The organism is Hyphomonas sp. KY3 (assembly GCF_017309975.1).
Taxonomy (GTDB): Bacteria; Pseudomonadota; Alphaproteobacteria; order Caulobacterales; family Hyphomonadaceae; genus Hyphomonas.
Genome location: NZ_CP022271.1, coordinates 479,591 through 503,292 on the forward strand (window position 1 = coordinate 479,591; position 23,702 = coordinate 503,292).

Below are 23,702 nucleotides of genomic sequence, written 5' to 3' on the forward strand. Positions count from 1 at the left end.
TTCAATGGGGCAGGCGCAGGCTGGCCCGCAGGCCACCGAGAGGGCTGTCGCTGAGGCGAAGATCTCCGCCATGCGCGCGCGCCGTATCTCGGGCGAGGGTCAATCCGAGCCCTGTGCCCGGTGTATTCTGGGTGCGGGCCTCATCCAGCCGCATGAAAGGGCGGAAAGCATCCTCGCGCAGCTCCGGGATAATGCCCGGTCCATTGTCATCGACGTGTATATCGGCCGCATGCGGACCGTTCACAAGAGTGATTTGTGTGTCGGTCGCGAATTTTGTCGCATTGGAGATCAAATTTGTCACAGCGCGCTTGAGTGCCAGGCGACGGCCATTGACCTGAACATGATCGGGTCCGGTTACGGTAATGTGCGGGCCAAAGCCCGCGGCGGCGTCGCGCAAGAGTTCGGCAAGGTCAAAATCGCTCGGCTCATCGCCTTCTTCGCCGCGCGCAAAGGTGAGATATTCGTCCAGCATCATGGACATGTCATCAAGATCGGCCCGCGCGGCTTTGATGTCATCGGTCTCGTCCATCATGGCCAGCGCCAGCTTTAGTCGGGTGAGGGGCGTGCGCAGATCATGACTGACGCCGGCTAGCATGGCGGTGCGCTGTTCCGCAAAGGCGGTCAGCCGGTTCTTCATGTCGATTACCGCCCGGGCCGCCTCGCGCACTTCGTTGGCGCCAGACGGGCGGAAGTCCGGCACATCCCGGCCACGGCCGAACGCTCGCGCGGCCTTTGACAAGCTCAGGATCGAGCGCACCTGCTGGTTCAGGAAGCCGATGGCCAGTGCAACCATGAACAGGGAGAACAGGATCACCCAGACAATAAAGATGTGGGTATTGGCGGCGAGCACACGTTTGCGCTCGACAATGATTTCAACTGTGCGGGGCCCCGATGCGAAGCGGAGATGCAGCATTGAGTCCTGAGGGTTCAACGCCGTCTCCACCGGTACGCCAAGCCGGGTCTCCAACTCCTTGTCCAGCGTGCCGCTATAGGAGAAGACTTCAGCATAGCTTCGGCGATCGAGGCTGGCGGAATCGCTGTCGCAAGTGAAGGTCAGGTCCAGGCGCTCATCTATGGTCTTGCGGTCCAGCACGGACTCCTCGCGGCGGTCGCAATATGCCTGGACGAGGCTCGCATCGCGCGCGATGGATTGGGCGAGCTTGCGGTTCACCTCCGCAATATGGCTGTCGTAATAATACCACGACATGAGCGACAGGATCAGAACGACCGGCGCGATTACCATCAACATGCTGCGGGCATACAGTCCGCGCGGTGTGATATCCCTCAGGCGCAGCATCGGCTCAGTCCGGCATGAGGCGATATCCGACGCCTCGCACGGTCTGGATATGGATCGGCTCTTTCGGATTGGGCTCGATCTTGCGGCGCAGGCGCGTCACCTGCACATCGACAGAGCGCTCCATCCCGGCTGAAGTCAGGGAGGCCAGCTCCTCACGGCTCACCGGTTCGCCCGGATTTGAGGCCAATACCGTCAGCAATTGCAATTCGGCTTCGGTCAGACGGATGCGCGTGTCGCCCTCCTTCAGCTCCCCGCGTTCTGCATTGAACACCAAACCGGACATTTCGACTTCTTCGGGCGGCTCGGCCTTGTGCGACCGGCGCAGGATGGCGGCGCAGCGCAAGGACAGCTCCTCTGGCTCGAAAGGCTTGGCGAGATAGTCATCTGCGCCATGCTTCAGCCCTTCGATCCTGTTGGACGCTTCGCCTTTGGCGGTCAGCAGCATGACGGGTGTTTCCCGATTGCGCCCCTCGCGCATGGATTTCAGCAGGGACAGGCCATCTTCGCCCGGCATCATTATGTCCAGAATGGCGAGATCAAACTCCATTGATGACATCATCTTGCGTGCTCCGTCCGCTCCGGACGCCGAGGTCACGCGATATCCTTCACGGGTGAGATATCGCTTCAGCAGGTCGCGAATGCGGTCATCGTCATCGACGACGAGAATATGAGCGGTGTCCTGGTTCATTTGACGAGCGCATCCATCACTTTGCGCGCCCCTTCAACCGCATCCGGGCCAGCGGCGCGATAGGCCAGGCGCAGCCGCTCGCGCAATACGATCGTGATCTGGGTGGTCAGCGTGGTGCCCGCATCCGACAGGTTCAGCGTGCGCCGACGCTTGTCACTTGCCTGTTCACGCTCGCGCTCGATCAGGCCGCGCTTGTCCAGTTCGCCAATGATGCGGGCGAAAGTTGGTACTGTCATGCTCAACGCATCGCGCAGCTCGCCCACTGTTTGGCCGGGTGAGTAGCGGACAGCCATGAGTATTTGCAATTCTGGCTTGCTCAGCCCCGCCTTGTGCCGCGCCTCTTCTGCGGCTCTCATCAGTTCGGCGCTTCCTGCCAGCAGGAGTCCGACACCTCTATCAAGCTCCTGATCCATAAGGAAAAGGCGCGGATCGAAAGGTCTATTCAGGTTGACGTCAGGGGCCATGTTCTGAAATGAACGCGAAAATGCTATAAGTGCAAGCGAGGAGCGCTGAACTATTATGTCTGCTTATGACGACCGTGACGGTTATATCTGGATGGATGGGGAATTCGTGCCGTGGCGGGACAGCAAAGTCCACGTCCTGACGCATGCGCTTCACTATGCGTCCTCCGTCTTTGAAGGTGAGCGGGCATATAGCGGCAAGATCTTCCGTTCGCTGGACCATTCCAAGCGGTTGCACAATTCAGCGGAGATCATGGGGTTCAAAATCCCATTTTCTGTTGATCAGGTCGAACAGGCCAAGACCGAGGCGCTGGCGAAATCGGGTCTCGAGAGCGCCTATGTGCGCGCACTGGCCTGGCGCGGGTCTGAGATGATGGGCGTCTCCGCCCAGAACAACACGATCCATCTCGCGGTCGCGGTCTGGCATTGGGGCGACTATTTCGCCGACAAGATGAAGGGCATCCGCCTGACACATGCCAAGTGGCGCCGTCCGGCCCCGGACACCGCGCCCTGCCATGCCAAGGCAGCGGGCCTCTACATGATCTGCACCCTGTCCAAGCATGCTGCCGAGCGCGATGGCTACGCCGACGCCCTGATGCTCGATTATCGCGGTCAGGTGGCTGAGGCGACCGGAGCCAACATTTTCTTCGTGCGCGATGGTGCCCTACATACGCCGACCCCGGATTGCTTCCTCAATGGCCTGACCCGCCAGACGGCGATCAAGCTGGCCAGGGAGCGCGGCATCGAAGTGATCGAACGGGCGATCTTCCCGGATGAGCTGTCGACCTTCTCGGAATGCTTCATCACAGGCAGCGCAGCTGAAATCACGCCTGTCGCCGAGATTGGCGAGCATGTCTACAAGCCGGGCCAGATCTCCGAAACGCTGGTCAATGACTATACCGCACTGGTCAATGGCCGGCTGGAGCTGGCGCTATAGGCGGCACGGCGCAAGCTGTACGAAAAGTAACTGAGGCCGCCTCAGGCTGGCTGCTAGGGCTTTGGCCCATGGGTGGAGCCTGGAAAGAGTTCGCGCGCGAGCGCCTTCCCTTTGTGGCGGGATCATTGGGCCTCAACGGCCTGATCCTGTTCCTTTTTGCGATTGCCTTCGGACATAAATTGCCGCCCCCTCCTGAGCCCGTGGTTTTGGAGGTGGACATCGTCGAGCTTCCACCGACACTCCCGCCAGAGCCAGAGCCAGAGCCAGAGCCAGAGCCAGAGCCAGAGCCAGAGCCAGAGCCAGAGCCAGAGCCAGAGCCAGAGCCAGAGCCAGAGCCAGAGCCAGAGCCAGAGCCAGAGCCAGAGCCAGAGCCAGAGCCAGAGCCAGAGCCAGAGCCAGAGCCAGAGCCAGAGCCAGAGCCAGAGCCAGAGCCAGAGCCAGAGCCTGTGCCGGAATTGCCGCCGGAGCCGCTGCCGGACATCGAGCCCGAACCTCTCCCCGAACCGGATCCGGAACCGTTGCCCCAGCCGGATCCTGAGCCGATCCCGGAATCGGCATTGGTCATGGAAGAGGCTCTGCCGCCGCCCGAAGCGCCGGTGGACCTCGTCATCGACGATCCGATCCCTGAGCCGGAGCCCTTGCCGCTTGCCGTAGAGGAGGAGGTGCTGCCGGATCCTCAGCCAGGCCTGCCGGTCGAAGACATCCCCGAAGAACCGGCCATGGAAGACCCGGAGGAGCTGCCAGACGAGCTTCCGGACACGCTGGAAGTCCCCCTTGAAGACGCCGAGCCGGACCTTGAGGCCGAAGTCCTGCCTGAGGAATTGCTCGAAGCGACTCCCGATGAATCGGTTGAGGATCTGCCTGAAAGTATTCCCGACGAACAGCCTGAAGAGATTCCGGAAGACCTCGTCGAGGAGATTGAGCCTGAAATAGAACCCGTTGAGGAAACGCTACCACCTGTGCCTGACCCGGTGGTTGAGCCTGACCCCGAAATGGAGCCTGCTGCGGAAGCGCCGCTCGAACTGGAGCCTCAGCCTGACCCGGTGCCCGAGGTAGACCTGCCCGATGTCGCGGAGCTGGAACCTGACCCGGACGAAGCGATCATCCTGCCGGAACCATCTGATGCGCCGCTGCAGACCCTTGCGCCACCCGTGCAACAGCCTGCCACCACGGCGCAGCCTTTTGCCAGGCCCCAACCCTTAGGACGTCCGCCTCCCGTGCGCGTGCCGGGCATCGAGTTTTCCCTGCCGCCAGCTACGGCCGGGGGAGGGGGCGGCGCGCTTGGCGCGCTACTCTGCCACAAGCTCACCGAAGACCAGCGACTCAAGGCCAATTGCGATCTCGATGCCACCAAACAAGCCTATAAGGACGCCGCCAATGCCGGCCTCGACCGGGACGAGCAGAACCGGCTCGACGGCACCTATGACGGCCAGCTGCGCTCAACCCTGCCGGATGATTCCGCGTTTGAGAGCTTCCTGAAACGCAATGACGGCATTCCGAAAACCACATTGGACGGGATCGACAACACGATCTTCATGGACCGCAAGCCGGAGTCCGAGCGCCAGCACGATCAGCTGATGCGCGGCGACACGATGGAGTGGGAAGACGAGGTCTTTGAGGCGCATCAGGACGAAGACTAGCGCCCGCAGCCCTATCTGCTTGACTCGAATATGCGACTCCGCCAACGGCTTAGGGCATGACCAAGGTTAACGTTTCCGTCCGCCCGTTGCCCCATTTCGAGGGGCTCGACCTGCCAGCCTATGAAACCATCGGCTCAGCCGGCATGGATGTCCGCGCGGCGGTCTCGCAGGAAGAACCGATCCTGCTGCAGGCCGGTGAGCGGGCGATGATCCCGACCGGCCTGTCAGTGGCCATTCCGCAAGGCTATGAAATTCAGGTGCGCCCGCGCTCCGGCCTCGCAGCCAAGCATGGCCTGACCTGTTTGAACACGCCCGGCACGATCGACAGCGATTATCGCGGTGAGATCAAGGTGATCCTGATCAATCTCGGACAGGATGCCTTTACCATCCAGCGCGGCGAACGCATTGCCCAACTGGTTCTTGCGCCGGTCACTCAACTGGCATGGATAGAAGTGGACGCACTGGACGAGACGGACCGCGGCGCCGGCGGATTTGGCTCAACCGGAAGATAATCCGGGTTTCTTCTTGAACATGTGTTCACCCCTCCTTACATATTGAATATCGATAAGTTCAGGAGAGCGGTGCATTCGCCGAATTGCGGATCCATCTAACAGACGGGGAGCTCCAAACGACTGACTTTCGTACCAACGTCTTGTCAGAAAAGGAGCCTCTCATTGTCTTTCCTAGTCTTTCTTGTCTTTGTTCTGGTGATCGTCTCACTCGCGCGGTCCGGGAAGTCCCGCCCGCCTGAAGCGTCACCAGATGCCGATCAGATCGCGAATCTGGCCGAGCGTGTGCGCACGCTGGAAGCCATCATTCTCGACCGGGATCGTCGTTTGCGTCGCGAGATCGACGGCCTCCGCTAAGACCTGGCCAAGTTCCAGTCCGCGACAGGTGGCAAATTTTCTTGTAAGATTTGCCTGAATTGTATATATCGAAAAACGATACAAAGGGGAGTTACCGAATGGACCCGATTGTCATGGTCGTCCTCATTGTGCTGATTTCAGTCGGCGCAGGTGTGGTGAACAACTATCTGAAACTGAAAGCCAACGCCAAATCCGACAAGGGCGCGGACGAAGACATCCGGCGCGTCCTCGGTGAGGTCGACCGGTTGAAGGAACGTGTTCGGGTTCTGGAAAAGATCGTAACCGATCAGGAGCGTCAGCTGTCCGACGAAATTCGCAAGCTGGCCTAGTTGCCGCCGCCGCCGGGGATGCGCATACGCCGTCTTTGTGCAGCCACTTGTGACAGCGTCTTGCGTTCGCTTGCTGCGCCCATGTCGCGCCTGAGCAGGCAGCGACGCTGACGGCGTTCAATGATGGCATTCATGACGTGTCTTTCTCTTGTTGCGGAGTATAAGAGATGATCAGAATGCGGCGTCATTGTGTGTGAAAGGTTAATGCCTCGGAATGGCCTAAATCAGGGCGCCATCGGCCTTTGCGAAGCGTGCGAGCAGATAGGCATCGGTATCTTCGATCGTGTCGAGCTTGCCGAAAGCGAAAGCCTCCCGGTCCAGCACGAGGTCTCGCGGACGCAGCTCGCGACTGATCGACAAGCCATCTAGAGATCGCGCACGCGAAAAGGCGACATAGGCTTGTCCGTGGGCGAACATACCGGAATCGAAATCGATGAAGACCTTGTCGAGCGTCAGGCCCTGTGCCTTGTGGATGGTCACGGCATAGGCAAGGCGCAGCGGCATCTGTTTGAATGTGCCGACCACTTCGCGCTTCACTTTTTTGGTTTCGGGGTCCAATTCGTAGCGGTATTTTTCCCAGGCCGTCGGTTCGATTTCGTAGACATGATCGTCGATCTCGACAATTACGCGGGTTCCGGAAAACCCGGCGACTGTGGCCAGAGTCCCATTCACCCAGCGCCCTTCGGGATCATTCTTGATCAGCATCACCCGCGCGCCTTCTTTCAGTTCGAGGTCGGCTTCGGTCGGATAGGCCTTCTCATCGAACTGGCCCTGCACGTCAGCCTCAAATGTTTGCGACCGTGTATTCAAGCCTTCGAGCCGGGCCTGGTTGATACGGTAGGCATTGGCATTGTTGGGCGTCAGGACAACATGGGTTTCAGAGGCTTCGACAGCAGATCTCGTGCTGACCAGTCCGCGCAACACGGCCTCGTCATTTGGGGTGACCCGTCCGGTGCGCAGCGCGCCTAACAAGGCGAGGAAGCGAGGTTCGGCCTGCCGAAACACATGTTTGAGGGCCAGCAGGGAGAATTCGGCATCTTTGAAGGCAGGTGCGTTGAAGAAATAGCTTCCGCCATAGCGCTCACGCAGGATCGGCGCTTCCTGGCCCGAGACAACCGGAGGCAGCTGGTGCAGGTCGCCCGACAGGATCATGCGCACGCCGCCAAAGGGCCGTTTGGAGGCGCGGTTTAGCTTCAGGCTTTTGTCGATGGCATCCAGCATGTCAGACCGGACCATCGAGATCTCGTCTATGATCATCGTGTCGATGGCCTTGACCAGCCGTGTCGAGCGCAGCCGCTTGATGTCCGTGGGCTCGATCAGGCGTGGTGGGAATTTGAAGAAGGAATGGATCGTCTGCCCGCCGGCATTCATGGCCGCCACACCCGTGGGAGCCAGCACGATGGCCTTCTCGCCCGCGCCTGCCAGGAACTTACGCAACATCGTGGTCTTGCCAGTACCTGCGCGGCCAGTGAGGAACAGATTGCCCTGTGCGCCGGTGCCGGTGGCGACCCAGTTTGCGGGCGTGGCATAGATGGTGTCGGGGGTGGTTTCGGTGGTCACGTGTCTGGCTTAACGGCGTTTTGCGCGGAAGGCGAGGGTGGCCCTGCCGGGAGTGGAAAAGCCCCCGAAGAAACACTTCGGGGGCTTCCAGTCAGCCATAAGAATGCGTGCCGGGTTTAGCCGGCAATACGGCGGACATAATCATAGGCGCCTTTGCGGCTGTCCCGTTTGCGTGCGGGCTGGAACGCCACTTTCGCATGTTCGGAACAGTATGGACCGCAATCAGATTTGCGTCCGCAGAAAGCGAATTTCGGATCGGCTGGATCCCCAATCGGCCATTTGCACATGGAGTCGCGCAGCGTGAGGATCGATGCGGGTTCCCCGTCAGCCTGTTGCAGCGGCGGCAGCGGCGCCATCACTTCTGTGCGCTCTACCGGGCGCGGAGCCGCGGTCTCCGGAGTTGCCGGGGTTGCCACCTTGACGCTGCCATCAGGCAACACGCGCGGCTTCGGACGGGCCAGCCGTGGGGGGCGCTTTACCGGGCGGGATGGTGTCGCGCGACCCGACAGGCCCAGGCGATGGACTTTGCCGATAACAGCATTGCGAGTGACCCCGCCCAGCTGTTTGGCAATCTGGGAAGCCGAATGGCCTTCCGCCCAGAGTTTCTTCAGCACGCTTACCCGTTCTTCGGTCCAGGACATGGTTGATGTCTCCCAGCTCGGTTCAAGATCGTTAACACTTACGATCCATCAGCCCCTATATATTGAGATGACTTGATACACGTCATCCGCTCAGCACCTAGATATCGTATCAGCAGCGAAACGAAACACAACATGCAGCGCAGGCTTTCCACAGGCTTTCTACATATTGTGGTTAACTGCATCAGCCTGTGGACAAAAGCGAGGCAGCCAAATTTCCGAAGTTTTTCCGCGTCTTGCCCCTCGCAGACTCAGGTAAAGACGCCTAGATACTGCGCATGACCGATACAGCTGCTGACCAGACCTCCGCCCATCGCCTTGTCCGCCAGTATGGCAAAATGAACGGGTTGGGACTCTGGACCCTGTTCAAGCGCGAGATCGGCCGCTTCCTGAAAGTGTGGATGCAAACCGTGTTTGCGCCGGTCGTTACGACACTTCTTTTCATGACGGTTTTCAAGCTGGCCTTCGGCGAGCGCGGTCGGCTGACGGGTGATTTCGAGGGGCTGAGTTATATCGAGTTTCTCGCACCTGGCCTGATTGTCATGGCGATCCTGCAGAATGCGTTTCAGAACACAAGTTCCAGCCTCGTGCAGGCGAAGTTCAATTCCACCTATGTCGACTTCCTGATGCCGCCGCTTTCCCCCATGGAGCTGACCATCGGCTTTATCGGCGGATCGGTTGTGCGCGGCCTGCTCGTCGCCTTTATTTCCGCCATCGGCATCCAACTCAGCGGCCTTGCTGATCTCAGCGTGGCGCATGTCTGGCCAATCCTGTGGTTCAGCATCACATCTGCGATCGCGCTTGGCGCACTAGGTGCCATCGGTGGGATCTGGGCCGACAAATTCGACCACTTGTCTGCCGTGACCAATTTCGTGATCGTACCGCTCACATTCCTGTCGGGCACGTTTTACGACATCAAGGTCATGTCGGAACCCTTCTACACAATGGCTCTGCTGGACCCTTTCTTCTACATGATTGACGGGTTTCGGTATGGTTTCCTGGGCGTTGCTAACAGCTCCGTGATTGTTGGGGTCTGGGTAACGGGATTGCTGTCTGTTGCAGGCATATTCGCTGTCTGGCTCATGTTTCGGTCGGGCTACAAGCTGAAAGCCTAAGACTCCCCTCAGGCGGGAGCGGCATTGACGCTCCAGTTCCGTCCCCCTTGAATGCCGGAAATCCCGGCAGGGGAAAGAATTGGAGAAAATCATGGGTAGTGGGAAATTCCTCGCAGGTGCGATTGCTGCAACGGCACTTCTGGCTGGGTGCCAGATGATGCCGGCTGAACAGACAGTCGGCGAATATTGCGCCAATCCGGACAAGGCCGACGAGGCTGTTTGCAAACTGAAAATGGAAATCGACGGCAACAGCACCGCGCTGGCCGATACTGATATGCGTCTGTCACAGGCTCGGAACATGGCGGATAGCGCTACGGAGGCGGCTGCGCGAGCCCAGGCAAGCGCAGATGCGGCGAGCGCGCGCGCGGACGCGGCGATGGCGCTGGCCGAAGAGGCTAATGGCAAGGAAGTCCAGTGCGAAACCCGCACCATACAGAATTCCGACACGGGTTCCTGCCGGCCCGGCTATGCGCTGACCAGCTGCACGCAAACCCGCTACACCTATCGGGCAGGGGGCATGTCTATCCTGCGAGAGATCAATGACGAGCAGTGCCGCTTCAACAGCCGCGTGCTGGAAATGCAGGTTCGCTGCTGTGCGGTGTCCGGGTCGGCGCCGCAGCCGGAAGACACGCTGATCGAGAATGAGGTGCCACCGCAGCCGCCTCAGCCGGAAGCTCCGAAAGAGCCGGTGCCGGTCAGCCCGTAACGCAGACTGTCAGATTGAACTTCAGAGCCGCCGGAACCGTGTTCCGGCGGCTTCTTTCTTGCGCTCCATTGCTCAGTTGCTGTCCTGAACGAAGTAGAAGTCGCCACCCGTTGTGCCATCGGTGTAGATGGGGCGCTGTTTCTGTCCGGTGCGTGCAGCGACGGCATCCTGGACACGCTTGAACACGACATTGGCCGGATCATCGAGTGTGCTGATGAGGGCGGAGAGTTCTTCAGAATAGACTCCGTCATCAGCGGCTGTCTTGCCGGGTTCCGTTGCAAAGGCCTGGAACACGCCGGACGCCCAGCCGACCGGGCTGTAGGCTCGCATGAGGCCACGGCTCTGATCATCCATTACCGTTCGGCAGGCGTCAAAGACGATGAACGAAGTCGGTGCGACTGTGGTCGAGACACGGTTGAAGATCTGTTCAAAACTGACGCCAAAGTCGCGAATGTCGTCCGGTGACGCGCCGGGAATATCGGTCGGCAAGATGAAGTTCGTACCGTCGACGTTCACGCCATGACCCGAATAATAGAAGAAGGTGACCGGATAGGCTCCTGCATCCTTGCGTGTCTTGGCCATGCGGCCGAGCAGACTCAACGCGCGAACCGTCTGGCGTTGGCCGAGATCTTCGCATTGCAGGACCGAGAAGCCGACGCCAGTCAGTGCCGCGGTGATCCGGTCGCCATCGTCATGGGTCACAGTCAGGCGACTGACAGGGGGCGTATAGGCCAGATTGCTGAGCACCATTGCCTGACGGTCCGCATTCGGGCCGGCGACCCATGTGCAGCCTGCGATCTCGGTGTCGGGCAACAGGCCGGTCGCCGCGTTGGCAATATCGGCGGGGCTGGAAAGCGTTGACGGGTTTGATGCGTTGGTGGGCGCCAACAGTGTATTTGCGCCGCTGAGGGTGGAGGCCATGTCAGCTTCAGGCGCAGGGGAGCGACTTGCGACCGAGGTTGCTTCAGCAACCGGCCCCGGATCGACCAGCAATTCTTCAATCGATGTGACCTTGATTGAGAGTGGTATGGTTTTCACGGCGCGGGCAAACCGTTCGCCATTCACATCGACAGTTTCCGATACGGTGAAGGTCAGATTGGGCGTTCCAGCCTGGCGTGGCGTGACCTGCCACTGCCAGAGCGTTGGCGACCCAGGCAAGACAGGCTGCTCAGAAGGTGTGGTGGCGACGAAGTCGTAACCCTCGCCGGAAGCCGAGGCCGTCATCACCTGGCTTGCGCGGACGGTGTCAAAGCGGAGCGACATGGCACTTTCTGAGCTGCCTGGCGCAAGGCCCGTGCCCATAATGCCACGTAGCGATTCATCCACTTCGGCTTCACTCGTGTTGCGCTGAAGAGGCTGGATGGCAACTTCGAGGAAATAGGGCTGGCCGAGCACCATCTGTTCCGGCGCATGGTGTGCGATGCGGCCACTGTCGAAATCGTTCGCCGCTTCGGCTGCGAGTTCTGAATATCGATAGTCCCATTCTGGGCACGGCCGTATGAGTTGGGCGTCGTCCAGCGTCACGGTCTCGCTCCAGAAACAAAGCGGCTTTTCGACGATGCCGACTGCATAACCGTCTCCTGCAAGATCAATGGCGAGCGCATCCAGCGTGGTAATGAGGTCGCCATCGATGCGATGGGTGGCCTGCGTAAACGTCTCGGCATTCATATCTGTACAGGTAACGAGCAAGGTCCGGGGTGCGGAAATCTCCGCTTGGCAGGTTTCGGAATAGCCCGGACCCGCCGCGGTGGCTTCAAGATCCGAGAAATCTCCTTCCTCAAGGGCTGCGAGCAACTCAAGCATGGCGGGATCATCTGCGTACAGCTCACGCATATCGTCGATTTCATCAGCCGGTGCCGAGGCTTCATTTTCGTAGGCGTCTTCTTCGTCGGAATAGCCCCACTCGGATCCGGCATCTCCATATCCGCCATATCCTGTTGACCAGTCGGGCTCGTCTTCGACCATCGCCGGTGGCGGAGGTGGCGGAGGTGGCGGAGGTGGCGGAGGTGGCGGAGGTGGCGGTGCGGTGGGGCGAGGAGGTTTTTGCTCCGGACGGTAAGGGGCCGCTGTGGGCATCTCCTGCCGCTCTGATGGACCGGGGTCGGGCGTGACGACTTCAACTGAGGCGGGCGCGCGTTGAGCGGTCTCCGAGGTCTCGCACCCGACGAGGATGGTCGCCAAGACCATCAAGCTGATAGTGAGTGTAACTGGCCGCATCACCATCCCCCTGTTTATGGTTAAGCAGAACCTACACAGTAATCAGAGGGATGCCAATCAAACCGACCGCAGTTGAAAACCATAAAGCATGGGATAGTGATCTGATCCGCATGGGCGAAGGCGCCGGATGGTCACGAGGTCGAAATCCCGTGTCACAAAGGCGTGGTCCAGCGGCCAAGCCAAGAAAGGGTTTTTCGCGCCATAGGAATTGTAGAGACCACGTCCACGCTTGGGATCGCAAAGGCCGGCATGTTGCTTGAACTCCCGCACCATCCAGGACCAGCCGACTTCGTTGAAATCGCCGATCACCAGAGCAGGACGCTCCTGCTCGCGCAATTCATCGGCGACGATCATCAACTCGTCATCAAGATGCTGTGTGTCGTCGCGGGGGCGTGGCGGGCGTGGGTGGATGCAATAAAGACGCACCTCACTACCAGCCATGTCGATGTCCATCGTGAGTGACGGCACGTGATCCTGACAGAAATAGCGTTCCTGGGCCTGATTGATCGGGTAGCGTGAATAGAACAGAAGGCCGTTATGATCTTCCTTGTCCAAAAGGTAGGTGTGGGGATAGTCCTTTTCGAGGTCGGACAATGCATCGCGCCAGCGCGCATTGGTTTCTGACAGGAAGAGGACATCGGCATGGCTGTCGCGAATGCGGGAAATGACGGCGGTGTGGTCCTCATTCTCCTGCAGCACATTTATCAGCAGAATTGAGAGCGGCGTACCGTTGGCACCTGCTTTCGCGCGGCGCAGTTCGCGTTTGCGGCCCGGTAGGTAAGGCTGAATGTCTGCGGCGCAGATGAGGAAGGCGACGGCATAGGCCATCAGCAGGCTGGCATTGCCGAGTTCGGCGGCAGGGTAGAGTGAGATGTAGAGGGCAGCTGCAGCGAGGAGAACAAGGCAGGTTTGAAGACGACCATAGACCCAGACACGCATCCACCAGATTTCCGTGCGCAACTTCGGCGCGATGGCGGCGAACAGACCCCATGCGCCGATCAGGCCGAAGACGGGTTCGATCAGGGCGAGCATGGTGAAGGGGCCTTTCGGGTATAGCGGGGTTTCTGGGTGGGTTCGCTGAAGTTACGCGTGAAGGGCAGGGGAGGTTGCGGGCATGACTGTGCGCGAGTTCGCCTGAGGCGCGAAAATTGAATTTCACCGGGCGCAAAAAAGGTGTGATCGCGGACGATCACACCTTCTCTGGTGTTTCGAATCAGACTACCGAGACACTGTGCATGCACTCGTTGTCGGTCCTCGATGGACACCGGGTTCCAGATCAGGCTCGCGGAAGCGGGCCTTTTCTTTTGCCCTTTGTCAGGATCCGGTCTGGTCGCCGCCACATTCTTGCGAGCGGGCATGCGCCCAAGGCCGTCTCCCGGATCAGTTTCAGACATGTAATCGCACGGGCGAATTACGTGCTGTCCTGACCTAACCGCCGGTAATCCCAAGGGATTTTCCTTTGGTCACGTGTTTCGGATCGCGCTCCGGTCACGCCTCACAGCCCTTCGCTCCGGGGTCTAGCTCCCCTGATCGAAGACATCGCCTGCTTTGTCTCGCGGTCCTTCCAAACCCTTTGCGCCGCTGCTCTCACAACCTTGCTTCTGGCCTGGCCCTTCCTGCGAGGGCGACGTACTTGCCACCGTTCCTGAAGCGGGTCTGCTCCCGCCTGGATGTCGTTGGCTTACCGAAATGATTCCCCAAAAACGGGCATGAGTCGAGTCCCTTCTGAGGAGAATTTCACAGTTTTGTGATGGCGGCCTGAATCCGCGCATTTCTGCGTCACATCCCGGCTTGCACCTCTCGATGCACGCAGGGCGCTGGGCATCGGGCGACGAATGCGCTTAGGTGAGGGGCTTGCACACAAGGAGGCTGGGCCCTGGAAATCCTGACTGTACTGCCGCCGGTATTGGCGATCCTCGTCGCGCTGGTGACGCGCAATGTCTATGCTGCGCTGGGGCTCGCCTTGCTGGCTTCGGAGACGCTGATCGCCAGCTTCCATCCCGGCATGGGCGCACTGGGCGCGATCGACCGTGCGGTCGGTGTGTTCGAGAGCACGGGCAATACGCGCGTCCTGCTGTTTTGCCTGCTGATCGGCGCGCTGATCGCATGGATGCGCGATTCCGGCGGCGTCGAGGCGCTGGTCAGTGGCCTGATGAAGCGCGGCCCTGCCTTCACCCCGCGCCGCGCGGCGCTTGCTCCGGCGGTTGCGGGGACGGTTATTTTTGTGGAGACCAATGTCAGCCTGCTCAGCAGTGGGGTATTGGGCCAGCGCCTGTTCGACGCGCATGGGCTGAGCCGGGAGCGGCTGGCCTATATCATCGACTCCACGTCGGCGCCGGTGAGCACACTGATCCTGCTGAATGGCTGGGGCGCCTATGCGCTGGGCCTGGTCGAGCCGTTCGGCTTCGAGAGCCCGATCGGCGTCGTGGCCGGCACGATCCCGTGGAATTTCTATGCCCTGCTGACACTGGTCGGCGTCTATTTCACCGTGTTCACAGGCCGCGTCTTCGGCCCGATGAAGACCGCCGGGCAGGGCCGCAGCGTGCTGGCCGAAGACGAGGAACCCATCGCCCCGACCCGCGCGATCTACATGTGGCTGCCGCTGGCCGTGATGATCCTCGGCGCGCTGGCCTTCATGGCCTGGACGGGCGGCGGCAACATACTGGCCGGCAGCGGCAGCCAGTCGATCCTGTGGGCGATCTGCCTGGCCATGCTGGTCGCGGCCGTGCTGCTGGCGATGGGCAAGGCCTTTCCCAAGGGCGGACTGCAGGAACGGGGCTTTGCGGGCATTGCCGAAATGGTGCCCGTGGTGACGATCCTGTTCCTGTCGATTGCGCTGGGCGACAGCCTCCGCGTGCTCGGCACGGGGGCGTTCCTGTCAGGCGTCGCGGCGCAATTTGTTTCGCCGATCATCGTGCCGGCGGTGCTGTTCGTCGTGGCGGGCGTGACCGCCTTCATGACCGGCACGAGCTGGGGCACATATGGCATCATGATCCCCATCGCCATGCCGCTGGCCGCCGCGCTGGGCCTGCCGCCTTCGCTGGTGCTGGCGGCGGTGCTGGGCGGCGGTGTGTTTGGTGACCATTGCTCGCCGATTTCCGACACGACGATCATCGCCTCTCTGGCGGCGGGCTGTGACCATATTGACCATGTCCGTACCCAGATGCCCTATGCGCTGGTGACGGGCGGAATTGCGGTGATCCTTTATCTGATAGCGGGCGCGGTAACCGGGGGATAAGGCGCGCCGTTCGGGCCCCGAATCTGGCCTATAAAGAGCCCATAAACTGTCCATAACTGGTACCGAACTGGTCCAGAACTTTGGGCCATGTCCGGGTAATGGGGGAGGGGCGCGTCGCTATCCCCCGCCTTTGATGGCGAGATCGCCCGCCGCGCCGGGCCTTGCCCCCGGCGCAATCCGATGGGGGTGCGCCCGTGGCAGTCTGCCCGGCATGAATGATGCGCCGAGCCCCGCCAAACGCCAACGCCGCACGACGGCGAGCTTGACCGCCCTGCGCCATCTGGCCCGCGAGGCCGCAGAGGCGGGCGAGCCGATGCGGGAAATCGCCCGGCGGCTGGACCTGCCCTGGTCAACGCTGACCAAATGGGCGCGCGAAGACGGCTTTCGCCACAAGGACATTGCCGCCCGTCAGGCCGCCGCCGCCAAGGCGCAGGACGAGGCCGACCAAATTCGCCAGCAGGCGGAATTGGCCGCGCGGCGCACCCTCTTGCGGGATGAGGAGGACGAAGAGAGCGATGAGCCGTTCACGCCGCGCAGCCAGACGGATGAGGAAATCACGCTGGCCCGCGCCCGGGTCGGCGCGCTGCTGGAGGCGGGATATATTCCGGAGGCGGAGCAGGACATGCGCGCGGCCCGCCGCCTGACCAGTTTGCAGAGCTTTGCCGCCCCGGTGCGCGCCGCGACCGAGGCCGCAACCCAGCAGATGCGACAGGCGCAGATGAACGCCGCGCTCTATCGCGCGGCGCTACAGGTCTGCGCCTGTTGGGAGGAGGGGGACACGCCGCCGGACCATCTGCCCTGGGTGGTCTCGGCAACCTTCCAGAAACGTCTGGCCATTACGCGCGAAGTGGTTCTGGCGGTGGATCCGGACGATGAGGGCAGTGATCAGGAGCTGACGGACCTCCTGCTCCAGCTCGCGGCGATGGGCTGGTTCCGCAATTTCCACCCGCTGCTGCGCCAGGCAATCACCACGCTGACCCTGCAGGGCCATCACGCCCTCGCCGAAAAGGTCGGCGGCTTCCTCAAGGCAGAACAAGCCGCCCTCCCAACCCTCATCCAATGGTGCCACGCGAATGGGTATGGGTATTATGGGGAGCCGTAGCGATCAGAAATCGCACTGCGATTTCCGCGTAGGCTGCCCAAGCGCAAGCGCCGGGCCGGGGACGAAGACAGCGTGAAGCGCTGTCGACCAAACCAATGGTTGCTGAACGTCTCTGAGGTCACTACAAAACCATTGTAGACCTAACTGGGGATAGAGATGAAATCGGCAATCTGGGGTTTAGTATTGGTGTCGTCACTTGCAGCTTGTGCCACACCTGTGAGTCACGAGAATGTTCCGATGTCCACGTATGACAAAGACACGGAATACAATATTACGGAAAACGATACTGGATTTGGAATTACGGTTTTCTACTCACGCTATCAAATGATTCCCGAAAGCGATGCGGTTGCTACTGCCTGCAAATCGCAGCTCACATCCATTGCATGGGAGCATGCCGATAAAACGGGAAAGGTAATTGAGCCCATCAATGAGCAAAGAATTCGCATCTCTATGGGACGTAATGGTCTTTCAGGAATAACATCGTGTCAGGCCTCAGCAAAGGCGGAGTGGTCGGAGTAGTGCGGGTTACGCTTCGCAAACCTGCCCCACCACATTGCGGAGCGATGCTTTGCTGCACGCATCTGGAGATGGCGAGGCACTTATTTTACTGATGTTGGTTGCTAATAAGTTGAAAGTATTCCAACCTTTCGTGAAGGCCAACTTTATCAACTACTGAGTTTGTTGTGTACAAATATACAATCTATCTTCTCAAAGACACTGTTACTGATCCTAATGACTGTCTGACCGACAAAGCGCTAAATTCATTTCCGGCGAGTGCAAAAGAAATCGAATTTGCAGAGACGCACGAGTACGATGATATTGAAGGGTTCGCCTTCTTCAATGACGCGACACCTCCCAAATGGAGTGCGGCCTTTGAGCAGGCAGCGATATTGCCAAATGAAATTGATACGAACTCAAGTGGCGCTTTAGTATTCGCAAAAGAGGCCGGACGCTGGTTCGCAATTTCATTTGGAATCGGCCATTTTTCTTTGGACAAACGAAAGGTCGATATGTCGTTCGGTCTGCGCTGCGTAATAAATATGCTCAAAGACGAGAACGTAAGTTCACGGGAGGGTTTTGAGATCGCTACTGCACAGCGTGGAGCGATTCAGGCTGCTTCAGTTACTCCGTTCAGTGATCTTGGAACTCTTGGAAAAGTTGAGGTCGTCAAACGAATTAGCGGACGCGATGATTCTGGAGGGGCGATTTCCGGGGCGACCTCATTTAAATTTGCAAGCGAAAAACCAGTTACTGAGTTATCAGAGGATTTGTTTGGCTTGTTAAAGGCGAGATATTCCAATGCTTATGTGGGCTCGGGCTTTGAAGTTATCGATCAGTTGCGACCTATAGTCGACAAATCTTATGTCGAGGAATTAGACGCTGCTTTGGTCAAAGCAGTGAATGACAATTCCGGAGAAGTGGAGCTGGTCATTCCACTTATAGCCTCCCAGGAAAGCGACGTTTCCTACATTAGGTTCATGAGAACTTCGGCACCCACTCCGCCAGTGAGCGTAGACGTTTCACTTGATGCATACCGTGCTGTTCTTCAGCCGGGATCGGTTTCGGATATTGAGTCATTAAAGAAGCACCAAGTCATGGCTCATGACCAAACTGGTAAGACCTTGCATTACGACTCAGTCTATGACTGCTTGGTCGGTACGATAGAAAGTGATGTTAGTGGAACCGACGAGAAGTATGTAATCAACGAAGGAAGTTGGTATTTCGTATCGAGCAATTTCAAAAAGATCATCGATGACTTCTTCAGTAGCGTGAGGGATTATGGGTCTGACGGTGAATTTGAGAAGCTCAAATATGTGTCTGCGAAACTTCGCAAGAAAGACACTGACGGACTCGAAGCGGAGCTTACGTACAATACCCGAGTGGCTGCAGACAATGATTTGGTCTTAATGGATCAGGAGTTTGTAAAAACACCCATTTTATCGGGCCGAGGATTCGAGTTTTGCGATCTTCTCGATACGGGCAATAAGCGAATTATTCACGTTAAAAAGGGCTCGTCCCAGTCATCCGTACTGAGCCATTTTTTCAATCAAGGTGTCACGCCTCTAACTTTGTATGATCGAGATACGGAGTTTAGGGATAAAACACTCGAGGTGATTAAGGGATTGCCCTCCCCCGGAGCTGGCATGGCCGCAAGCGATTTGGAAACGAACGGCACAGGCGATTACACGGTTCATTTTCTGATAGTTGATAAGAAACGAAAGGACGGCACATTTAATGTGCCGTTCTTCAGCAGAATTACTCTTTACGATCGCGCGAAAACTATTGGGAATGCGGCACAAGGGGTTACGATTTCATTCGTTGAGCATGAAGAGCCGGTTTGACGGTCGCGATTACAGCCCCAGCTCTTCCTCCCGAAGCCGCTTAACCTCATCCCTCAAACGCGCTGCCTCTTCGAACTCGAGGTTCGCGGCGGCTTCGCGCATTTGTTTTTCCAGGTCCGCGAGGACGGCTTTGAAATTGTGCCCGGTTTCGCCGGCAAGTGGCAAGGCTTTTGTTTCGGTGACGCCGCGTGACTTGGTCTTGTCCTTGCCGCGGCCGCGCGCTTTCGGGGCGCTGCCGGGCTTTTCGCCGAGTTCGCCAAGAATGTCGGCGACGGCGCGCTTGATCGTGGTCGGCGTGATGCCGTGTTCGGTATTGTAGGCGACCTGTTTCTCGCGGCGGCGGCTGGTCTCTTCCATGGCGCGTTCCATCGAGCCGGTGATCCGGTCGGCATAGAGCACGACGCGGGCATCGGCATTGCGCGCGGCGCGGCCAATGGTCTGGACCAGACTCGTCTCTGAGCGGAGGAAGCCCTCCTTGTCCGCATCGAGGATGCCGACAAAGCCGCATTCGGGAATGTCGAGCCCCTCGCGCAACAGGTTGATGCCGACCAGCACGTCGAACACGCCGAGGCGCAGGTCACGGATGATCTCGATCCGCTCGATCGTGTCGATGTCGGAATGCATGTAGCGCACGCGCACGCCATGCTCGTTGAGGAAGTCGGTCAGGTCTTCCGCCATCTTCTTGGTCAGCGTCGTGATCAGGCTGCGATAGCCCTTGGCGGCGACGTCCTTGACCTCGGCCATGACATCATCGACCTGGTTGGCGCCATCCTTGGAGACGGGGCGGACCTCGACCGGCGGGTCGATCAGGCCGGTGGGGCGGATGACCTGTTCGGTGAACACACCGCCGGTGCGGTCAAGCTCCCACTTGCCGGGCGTGGCCGAGACGTGGACGGTTTGCGGGCGCATGGCGTCCCATTCCTCGAATTTGAGGGGGCGGTTGTCCATGCAGGAGGGGAGGCGGAAGCCGTATTCGGCCAGCGTGGTCTTGCGGCTGAAGTCGCCTTTGTACATGGCACCGATCTGCGGCACGGTCTGGTGGCTCTCATCGGTGAAGACGAGGGCATTGTCCGGCAAATATTCGAACATGGTGGGCGGCGGGTCGCCCGGCTTGCGCCCGGTGAGGTAGCGGGAATAATTCTCGATGCCGTTGCAGGAGCCGGTGGCGGCAAGCATTTCGAGATCATATTGCGTGCGCTGCTGGATGCGCTGGGCCTCCAGCAGTTTTCCATTGGCCTCGAAATGGGCAATCGTGGCCTTCAGCTCCGCCTTGATCTTGTCGATGGCCTGGTTGAGCGTCGGGCGCGGCGTCACATAGTGGCTGTTGGCGTAGATCTTGATCGCGGGCAGCTTCTGCATGGTGCGGCCGGTGAGGGGGTCGAACTCGGTGATGCTCTCCAGCTCGTCGCCGAAGAAGGAGAGCTTCCAGGCGCGGTCTTCGAAGTGGGCCGGGAAGATGTCGACCACGTCGCCCTTCACGCGGAACGTGCCGCGGGTGAAGGCCATGTCGTTGCGCGTGTACTGATTGGCGACGAGCTGTTCGGCCACGGTGCGCGGGTCGATGCGCTGGCCCTCTTCCAGTTTGAACGTCATCGAGGTGTAGGTCTCGACCGAGCCGATGCCGTAGATGCACGAGACGGACGCCACGATGATCACGTCATCGCGCTCCAGGATGGCGCGGGTGGCCGAGTGACGCATCCGGTCGATAGCCTCGTTGATGGAGGATTCCTTCTCGATATAGAGGTCAGAGCGCGGCACATAGGCCTCGGGCTGGTAATAGTCGTAATAGGAGACGAAATACTCGACCGAGTTTTCGGGGAAGAAGGATTTGAACTCGCCATAGAGTTGCGCCGCGAGCGTCTTGTTCGGCGCGAGGATCAGGGCCGGGCGCTGGGTCGCCTCGATGATCTTGGCCATGGTGAAGGTCTTGCCCGTGCCGGTCGCGCCGAGCAGCACCTGGTCGCGCTCGCCCGCGCCGATACCCTCGACGAGTTCGGGGATCGCGGTGCGCTGGTCGCCCGCCGGCTCGTAATCGGAATGCACCTTGAAGCGCTTGCCCCCCTCCAGCTTGACCCAGTCCCGGTCAGGCCGGTGCGGGGTCCAGTTGTCAGACGGCAGGGCGCCCGCGGCATCGCGCGCGAACCCATCAAGCGAAAACACGCTGGGCGCTTCAGAAACGCCCTTGGAAGGAGGAGGAGGAGCCATGCCCCCGATATGGGGCGCGGGCAGGGAGGTGTCTAGGGTGTTCTTGTTGTGTTCGGTGTGGTGCGAGATTGGTAGCTATCAACATATGATTGCATTGCTGCAAAACTCTCTGTTTATTTGTGGAGTAGAGTGATGGGGAACGGCCATAAATGACTCATGTGTTCATAAGCTATTCGCAGAAAGACAAATCCAGACGCAAACAGGTTGTCGAGATACTGAAGTCAGGTGGAGTTCCGACTTGGTTTGATGATCAGGGCGTCCGCATGGGCGAGTCACTAGAAGAACGAATTTTCCCAGCAATAAGGGAGAGCAAGTGCGCAGTATTCATTCTAACGAAGAACTCTGTCCGTTCAGACTGGGTTATGAATGAAATCGATTTTGCTCAGCGACACGGAATTCCGATGCACTTCATATCGTTTGGAAACTTAGACGTTCCCAGCACTTTCCCTGAAGATGTAATGGACATTAAGCGGATTGCTGTCAGGTCTAGATTTACAGCGGCTCAAAAGCAGGATCTGTTGACCGACGTTCTACGTGTTTTCGGTGAAAAGCGCGCGCCCGTCGTTACTGTGGTCAACCTGAAAGGCGGGGTTGGCAAAACCACACTGGCCGCCAACCTTTTTGGTTGCATGAGCGAGTATAGGCGAAAGTCAGTCCTACTCATTGATTTGGATCCACAGCATAATCTCACACAGCTTCTGTTAGACCAAGAGCGTATGGCTAAATGCTTGACCACTTCAAGAAACGTCATGGCCATGTTTCGCGGAGCAGGCGTCGCAGACCCAGAACAGGTTTCAAATTCAAATATAAAAAGAGTACTGGACCGGTGCTTCGTATCTCTGACTTCGTCAGTCGAAGGTGGACCATTGCTTCATCTGGTGCCGGGCACGTTCGAGGTAATCACTTACTTTCTTGGCGACAGGCATCAGCACTTCAGTCCTGAAGCCCAAGCGTGGTCCAACTTCCGAAGGTTCATATCGTACTGTCGTCGGCAATACGACGTGATCGCCATTGATGTAAATCCGGGAGCGACGTTGATGACGGAAGTTGCACTAAATGTCTCTACACATACGTTGTCGCCGGTTCGACCAGACCGATTTGCCAAATACGGTATTACGTTGCTTGATAGTTTGCTGGAAAAGATCGAAGGAGATTTTTCAAATCTCCACAAGCTCATTGTATTCAACGGCGTTAATCGTGCTGAGCCGGATGAAATTGAGAAAAAATTGCGAATTGAGTTGGCGGCCAGCCCGAATGAAAAGCAGACAGTACTACAGGGGCGTATTCCTTATTCGAAGCGATTGATTGCTAAGCAAGCGCGGCCAGGATTTAGTGATCTAACTCTAGAGCTTGCATATCATGGTGGAATCGGCGGCAATGCAATTCGTTCTGACCTACGCGAAGTAACAACAGAACTCATAAAGGAGTTGAACTTGTGCTGAGTGAGCAAACGGTGGCGGCTCTTTTACGCCTGTCCAGAGGTAAATACGCGTTAGACAAAAGTGCAATGCAAAAATTGATCAAGGAGCTACAGGCTACGTCTTCCGAAGAGATTGTGGATCAACTATTTGCGGCAAAGCCGAAAAAAAAGCGAGCGAGACAACCCGCTCCAGAGTGGTTGAGCAGAATGCAAAAAGCACAAAAAAAGATTGCTTGGAAAGCATCTGAAGCTGTTCTGAAACTCTATACGCTCGCAGAGGCGGCAGGATTTCAATCAGACAAGGCGCGGAAGAAGTCTTTTCCTGCGGCGGCAAAAGAGGTCGCTGGCCAACTTGGTGAAAGTCAAACTGAAGCCATGTTTGTTGATTGGGTGAACGATTTCACGCATCGTCACAAAATGATATAGGATCACAATGATCCCCCTGACCGAAGCCCGTATCGCGAATGTCCGTAACCATATGGCGTTGGAGGTGACGCATGATTGGGATGCGGTGATGGCGACATTCGCGCATCCCCGGTATGAGATGCATGGCGGCGGGCAGGTGTTCGACGGGGAGGCCGCGGTGCGGCGCTATTTCGAACTGTCGCGCACGCCCTTTCCGGATCAGGACAATGAAATCATCTCGATAGCCGTCGATGAGGCGACCGACAAACTTCTGGTCGAGTTCTGGCTGACGGGCACGCATACCGGCCCGCTACAGGTCGGCAAGACCACGATTGAGCCCACCGGGCGCCGTTTCAAGGTGCGCATGGCGGCAACGTTTGAATTCGCGCCGGGCAGTGACCGGATTATCTGCGAGCGCCCCTATTATGATCAGGGCGCCGTGCTGCGCGCGCTGGACCTTGTCTGATCGTGGCGGCGCGTCGGCCGAGGCGGCCAGATTGCCCGGACTCTCGTCAGGGTAGGAAAAAATGAACCAA

General features: G+C 58.7%; 23 protein-coding genes. 14 read left to right on the forward strand and 9 right to left on the reverse strand.

Features of this window, described 5'->3' with window-relative positions; translation table 11 throughout:
• Position 1: 1 nt before the first annotated feature.
• From CFA77_RS02585 to CFA77_RS02595, 3 genes are read right to left on the reverse strand one after another with little or no spacing between them, the layout of a single operon-like run.
• Entirely contained in the window at positions 2–1,297 is a 1,296-nt protein-coding gene (locus CFA77_RS02585) for an ATP-binding protein (RefSeq protein ID WP_206992128.1), read from the reverse strand.
• Between the two features lie 4 nt (positions 1,298–1,301).
• On the reverse strand, positions 1,302–1,985 hold the full coding sequence (locus tag CFA77_RS02590; protein ID WP_206992129.1) for a response regulator: 684 nt from the start codon (positions 1,983–1,985) through the stop codon (positions 1,302–1,304).
• Entirely contained in the window at positions 1,982–2,449 is a 468-nt protein-coding gene (locus CFA77_RS02595; protein ID WP_034817115.1) for a MarR family winged helix-turn-helix transcriptional regulator, read from the reverse strand. Before CFA77_RS02595 ends, CFA77_RS02590 begins: the two co-directional genes overlap by 4 nt.
• 55 nt (positions 2,450–2,504) lie before the next feature.
• Between CFA77_RS02595 and CFA77_RS02600 the strand changes: the two genes are divergently transcribed.
• The 5 genes from CFA77_RS02600 to CFA77_RS02620 all read left to right on the forward strand — a co-directional run bounded on the left by CFA77_RS02600 (position 2,505) and on the right by CFA77_RS02620 (position 6,218).
• Complete coding sequence (locus CFA77_RS02600; protein ID WP_206992130.1) at positions 2,505–3,383, forward strand: branched-chain amino acid aminotransferase; 879 nt, start codon at positions 2,505–2,507, stop codon at positions 3,381–3,383.
• A gap of 68 nt (positions 3,384–3,451) precedes the next feature.
• Positions 3,452–5,023 carry a hypothetical protein gene (locus CFA77_RS02605; protein WP_206992131.1) on the forward strand — a complete coding sequence of 524 codons (1,572 nt, stop codon included), beginning with the start codon at positions 3,452–3,454 and terminating at the stop codon, positions 5,021–5,023.
• A gap of 56 nt (positions 5,024–5,079) precedes the next feature.
• Positions 5,080–5,535, forward strand: a complete 456-nt coding sequence (gene dut, locus CFA77_RS02610) for a dUTP diphosphatase (protein ID WP_206992132.1) — start codon at positions 5,080–5,082, stop codon at positions 5,533–5,535.
• A gap of 162 nt (positions 5,536–5,697) precedes the next feature.
• Positions 5,698–5,889 carry a hypothetical protein gene (locus CFA77_RS02615; RefSeq protein ID WP_034817120.1) on the forward strand — a complete coding sequence of 64 codons (192 nt, stop codon included), beginning with the start codon at positions 5,698–5,700 and terminating at the stop codon, positions 5,887–5,889.
• Between the two features lie 98 nt (positions 5,890–5,987).
• Positions 5,988–6,218 (forward strand): hypothetical protein, encoded by a 231-nt coding sequence (locus tag CFA77_RS02620; protein WP_242517457.1) that lies wholly within the window; start codon positions 5,988–5,990, stop codon positions 6,216–6,218.
• On the opposite strand, the gene CFA77_RS02625 is transcribed toward CFA77_RS02620, so the two are convergent.
• The 3 genes from CFA77_RS02625 to CFA77_RS02635 form a co-directional block, all read right to left on the reverse strand.
• Positions 6,215–6,352: a hypothetical protein gene (locus CFA77_RS02625; protein WP_156947946.1), complete on the reverse strand. Its 138-nt coding sequence runs from the start codon at positions 6,350–6,352 to the stop codon at positions 6,215–6,217. The genes CFA77_RS02620 and CFA77_RS02625 overlap by 4 nt on opposite strands.
• A gap of 85 nt (positions 6,353–6,437) precedes the next feature.
• Entirely contained in the window at positions 6,438–7,778 is a 1,341-nt protein-coding gene (locus CFA77_RS02630; RefSeq protein WP_206992133.1) for an ATP-dependent RecD-like DNA helicase, read from the reverse strand.
• 116 nt (positions 7,779–7,894) lie between these two features.
• The gene (locus tag CFA77_RS02635; RefSeq protein WP_034817126.1) at positions 7,895–8,419 is read right to left on the reverse strand and encodes a GcrA family cell cycle regulator; all 525 of its coding nucleotides are present in this window, start codon (positions 8,417–8,419) and stop codon (positions 7,895–7,897) included.
• Between the two features lie 275 nt (positions 8,420–8,694).
• Between CFA77_RS02635 and CFA77_RS02640 the strand changes: the two genes are divergently transcribed.
• Positions 8,695–9,531, forward strand: a complete 837-nt coding sequence (locus tag CFA77_RS02640; protein ID WP_206992134.1) for an ABC transporter permease — start codon at positions 8,695–8,697, stop codon at positions 9,529–9,531.
• Between the two features lie 91 nt (positions 9,532–9,622).
• Positions 9,623–10,237 (forward strand): hypothetical protein, encoded by a 615-nt coding sequence (locus CFA77_RS02645; RefSeq protein WP_206992135.1) that lies wholly within the window; start codon positions 9,623–9,625, stop codon positions 10,235–10,237.
• A gap of 72 nt (positions 10,238–10,309) precedes the next feature.
• Here the strand turns inward: CFA77_RS02645 and CFA77_RS02650 are convergent, their stop codons facing one another.
• Positions 10,310–12,454 carry a caspase family protein gene (locus CFA77_RS02650; protein ID WP_206992136.1) on the reverse strand — a complete coding sequence of 715 codons (2,145 nt, stop codon included), beginning with the start codon at positions 12,452–12,454 and terminating at the stop codon, positions 10,310–10,312.
• A 57-nt stretch (positions 12,455–12,511) separates the two neighbouring features.
• Positions 12,512–13,486 carry an endonuclease/exonuclease/phosphatase family protein gene (locus CFA77_RS02655; protein ID WP_206992137.1) on the reverse strand — a complete coding sequence of 325 codons (975 nt, stop codon included), beginning with the start codon at positions 13,484–13,486 and terminating at the stop codon, positions 12,512–12,514.
• Positions 13,487–14,360: 874 nt separating this feature from the next.
• Between CFA77_RS02655 and CFA77_RS02660 the strand changes: the two genes are divergently transcribed.
• From CFA77_RS02660 to CFA77_RS02675, 4 genes are all read left to right on the forward strand, one after another.
• Entirely contained in the window at positions 14,361–15,692 is a 1,332-nt protein-coding gene (locus CFA77_RS02660) for a Na+/H+ antiporter NhaC family protein (RefSeq protein ID WP_242517458.1), read from the forward strand.
• Positions 15,693–15,825: 133 nt separating this feature from the next.
• Entirely contained in the window at positions 15,826–16,794 is a 969-nt protein-coding gene (locus tag CFA77_RS02665; protein ID WP_206992138.1) for a transposase, read from the forward strand.
• Between the two features lie 156 nt (positions 16,795–16,950).
• A complete protein-coding gene (locus tag CFA77_RS02670; protein ID WP_206992139.1) occupies positions 16,951–17,313 on the forward strand; it encodes a hypothetical protein in 363 nt (120 codons plus the stop codon).
• A gap of 164 nt (positions 17,314–17,477) precedes the next feature.
• Positions 17,478–19,136, forward strand: coding sequence for a DUF6119 family protein (locus CFA77_RS02675; RefSeq protein ID WP_206992140.1), 1,659 nt, complete (start codon positions 17,478–17,480; stop codon positions 19,134–19,136).
• 9 nt (positions 19,137–19,145) lie between these two features.
• Here CFA77_RS02675 and uvrB read toward each other — a convergent pair whose 3' ends face one another.
• Positions 19,146–21,341 (reverse strand): excinuclease ABC subunit UvrB, encoded by a 2,196-nt coding sequence (uvrB, locus tag CFA77_RS02680; protein WP_206992141.1) that lies wholly within the window; start codon positions 21,339–21,341, stop codon positions 19,146–19,148.
• 149 nt (positions 21,342–21,490) lie between these two features.
• On the opposite strand from uvrB, the gene CFA77_RS02685 reads away from it, so the two are divergent.
• Genes CFA77_RS02685 through CFA77_RS02695 form a run of 3 tightly spaced genes read left to right on the forward strand, consistent with a single transcriptional unit; the run spans position 21,491 to position 23,632 of the window.
• The gene (locus CFA77_RS02685) at positions 21,491–22,783 is read left to right on the forward strand and encodes an AAA family ATPase (RefSeq protein ID WP_206992142.1); all 1,293 of its coding nucleotides are present in this window, start codon (positions 21,491–21,493) and stop codon (positions 22,781–22,783) included.
• Positions 22,777–23,187: a hypothetical protein gene (locus CFA77_RS02690; protein ID WP_206992143.1), complete on the forward strand. Its 411-nt coding sequence runs from the start codon at positions 22,777–22,779 to the stop codon at positions 23,185–23,187. The genes CFA77_RS02685 and CFA77_RS02690 overlap by 7 nt, the downstream gene beginning before the upstream one ends.
• Before the next feature lie 7 nt (positions 23,188–23,194).
• Complete coding sequence (locus CFA77_RS02695; RefSeq protein ID WP_206992144.1) at positions 23,195–23,632, forward strand: ester cyclase; 438 nt, start codon at positions 23,195–23,197, stop codon at positions 23,630–23,632.
• Positions 23,633–23,702 lie beyond the last annotated feature (70 nt).

Coding starts and splice junctions, on each gene's coding strand:
- CFA77_RS02585 (WP_206992128.1), bottom strand. CDS start 1,297: ATGCTGCGCCTGAGGGATATCACACCGCGCGGACTGTATGCCCGCAGC.
- CFA77_RS02590 (WP_206992129.1), bottom strand. CDS start 1,985: ATGAACCAGGACACCGCTCATATTCTCGTCGTCGATGACGATGACCGC.
- CFA77_RS02595 (WP_034817115.1), bottom strand. CDS start 2,449: ATGGCCCCTGACGTCAACCTGAATAGACCTTTCGATCCGCGCCTTTTC.
- CFA77_RS02600 (WP_206992130.1), top strand. CDS start 2,505: ATGTCTGCTTATGACGACCGTGACGGTTATATCTGGATGGATGGGGAA.
- CFA77_RS02605 (WP_206992131.1), top strand. CDS start 3,452: ATGGGTGGAGCCTGGAAAGAGTTCGCGCGCGAGCGCCTTCCCTTTGTG.
- dut (WP_206992132.1), top strand. CDS start 5,080: ATGACCAAGGTTAACGTTTCCGTCCGCCCGTTGCCCCATTTCGAGGGG.
- CFA77_RS02620 (WP_242517457.1), top strand. CDS start 5,988: ATGGACCCGATTGTCATGGTCGTCCTCATTGTGCTGATTTCAGTCGGC.
- CFA77_RS02625 (WP_156947946.1), bottom strand. CDS start 6,352: ATGAATGCCATCATTGAACGCCGTCAGCGTCGCTGCCTGCTCAGGCGC.
- CFA77_RS02635 (WP_034817126.1), bottom strand. CDS start 8,419: ATGTCCTGGACCGAAGAACGGGTAAGCGTGCTGAAGAAACTCTGGGCG.
- CFA77_RS02640 (WP_206992134.1), top strand. CDS start 8,695: ATGACCGATACAGCTGCTGACCAGACCTCCGCCCATCGCCTTGTCCGC.
- CFA77_RS02645 (WP_206992135.1), top strand. CDS start 9,623: ATGGGTAGTGGGAAATTCCTCGCAGGTGCGATTGCTGCAACGGCACTT.
- CFA77_RS02650 (WP_206992136.1), bottom strand. CDS start 12,454: ATGCGGCCAGTTACACTCACTATCAGCTTGATGGTCTTGGCGACCATC.
- CFA77_RS02655 (WP_206992137.1), bottom strand. CDS start 13,486: ATGCTCGCCCTGATCGAACCCGTCTTCGGCCTGATCGGCGCATGGGGT.
- CFA77_RS02665 (WP_206992138.1), top strand. CDS start 15,826: ATGGCGAGATCGCCCGCCGCGCCGGGCCTTGCCCCCGGCGCAATCCGA.
- CFA77_RS02670 (WP_206992139.1), top strand. CDS start 16,951: ATGAAATCGGCAATCTGGGGTTTAGTATTGGTGTCGTCACTTGCAGCT.
- uvrB (WP_206992141.1), bottom strand. CDS start 21,341: ATGGCTCCTCCTCCTCCTTCCAAGGGCGTTTCTGAAGCGCCCAGCGTG.
- CFA77_RS02685 (WP_206992142.1), top strand. CDS start 21,491: ATGACTCATGTGTTCATAAGCTATTCGCAGAAAGACAAATCCAGACGC.
- CFA77_RS02695 (WP_206992144.1), top strand. CDS start 23,195: ATGATCCCCCTGACCGAAGCCCGTATCGCGAATGTCCGTAACCATATG.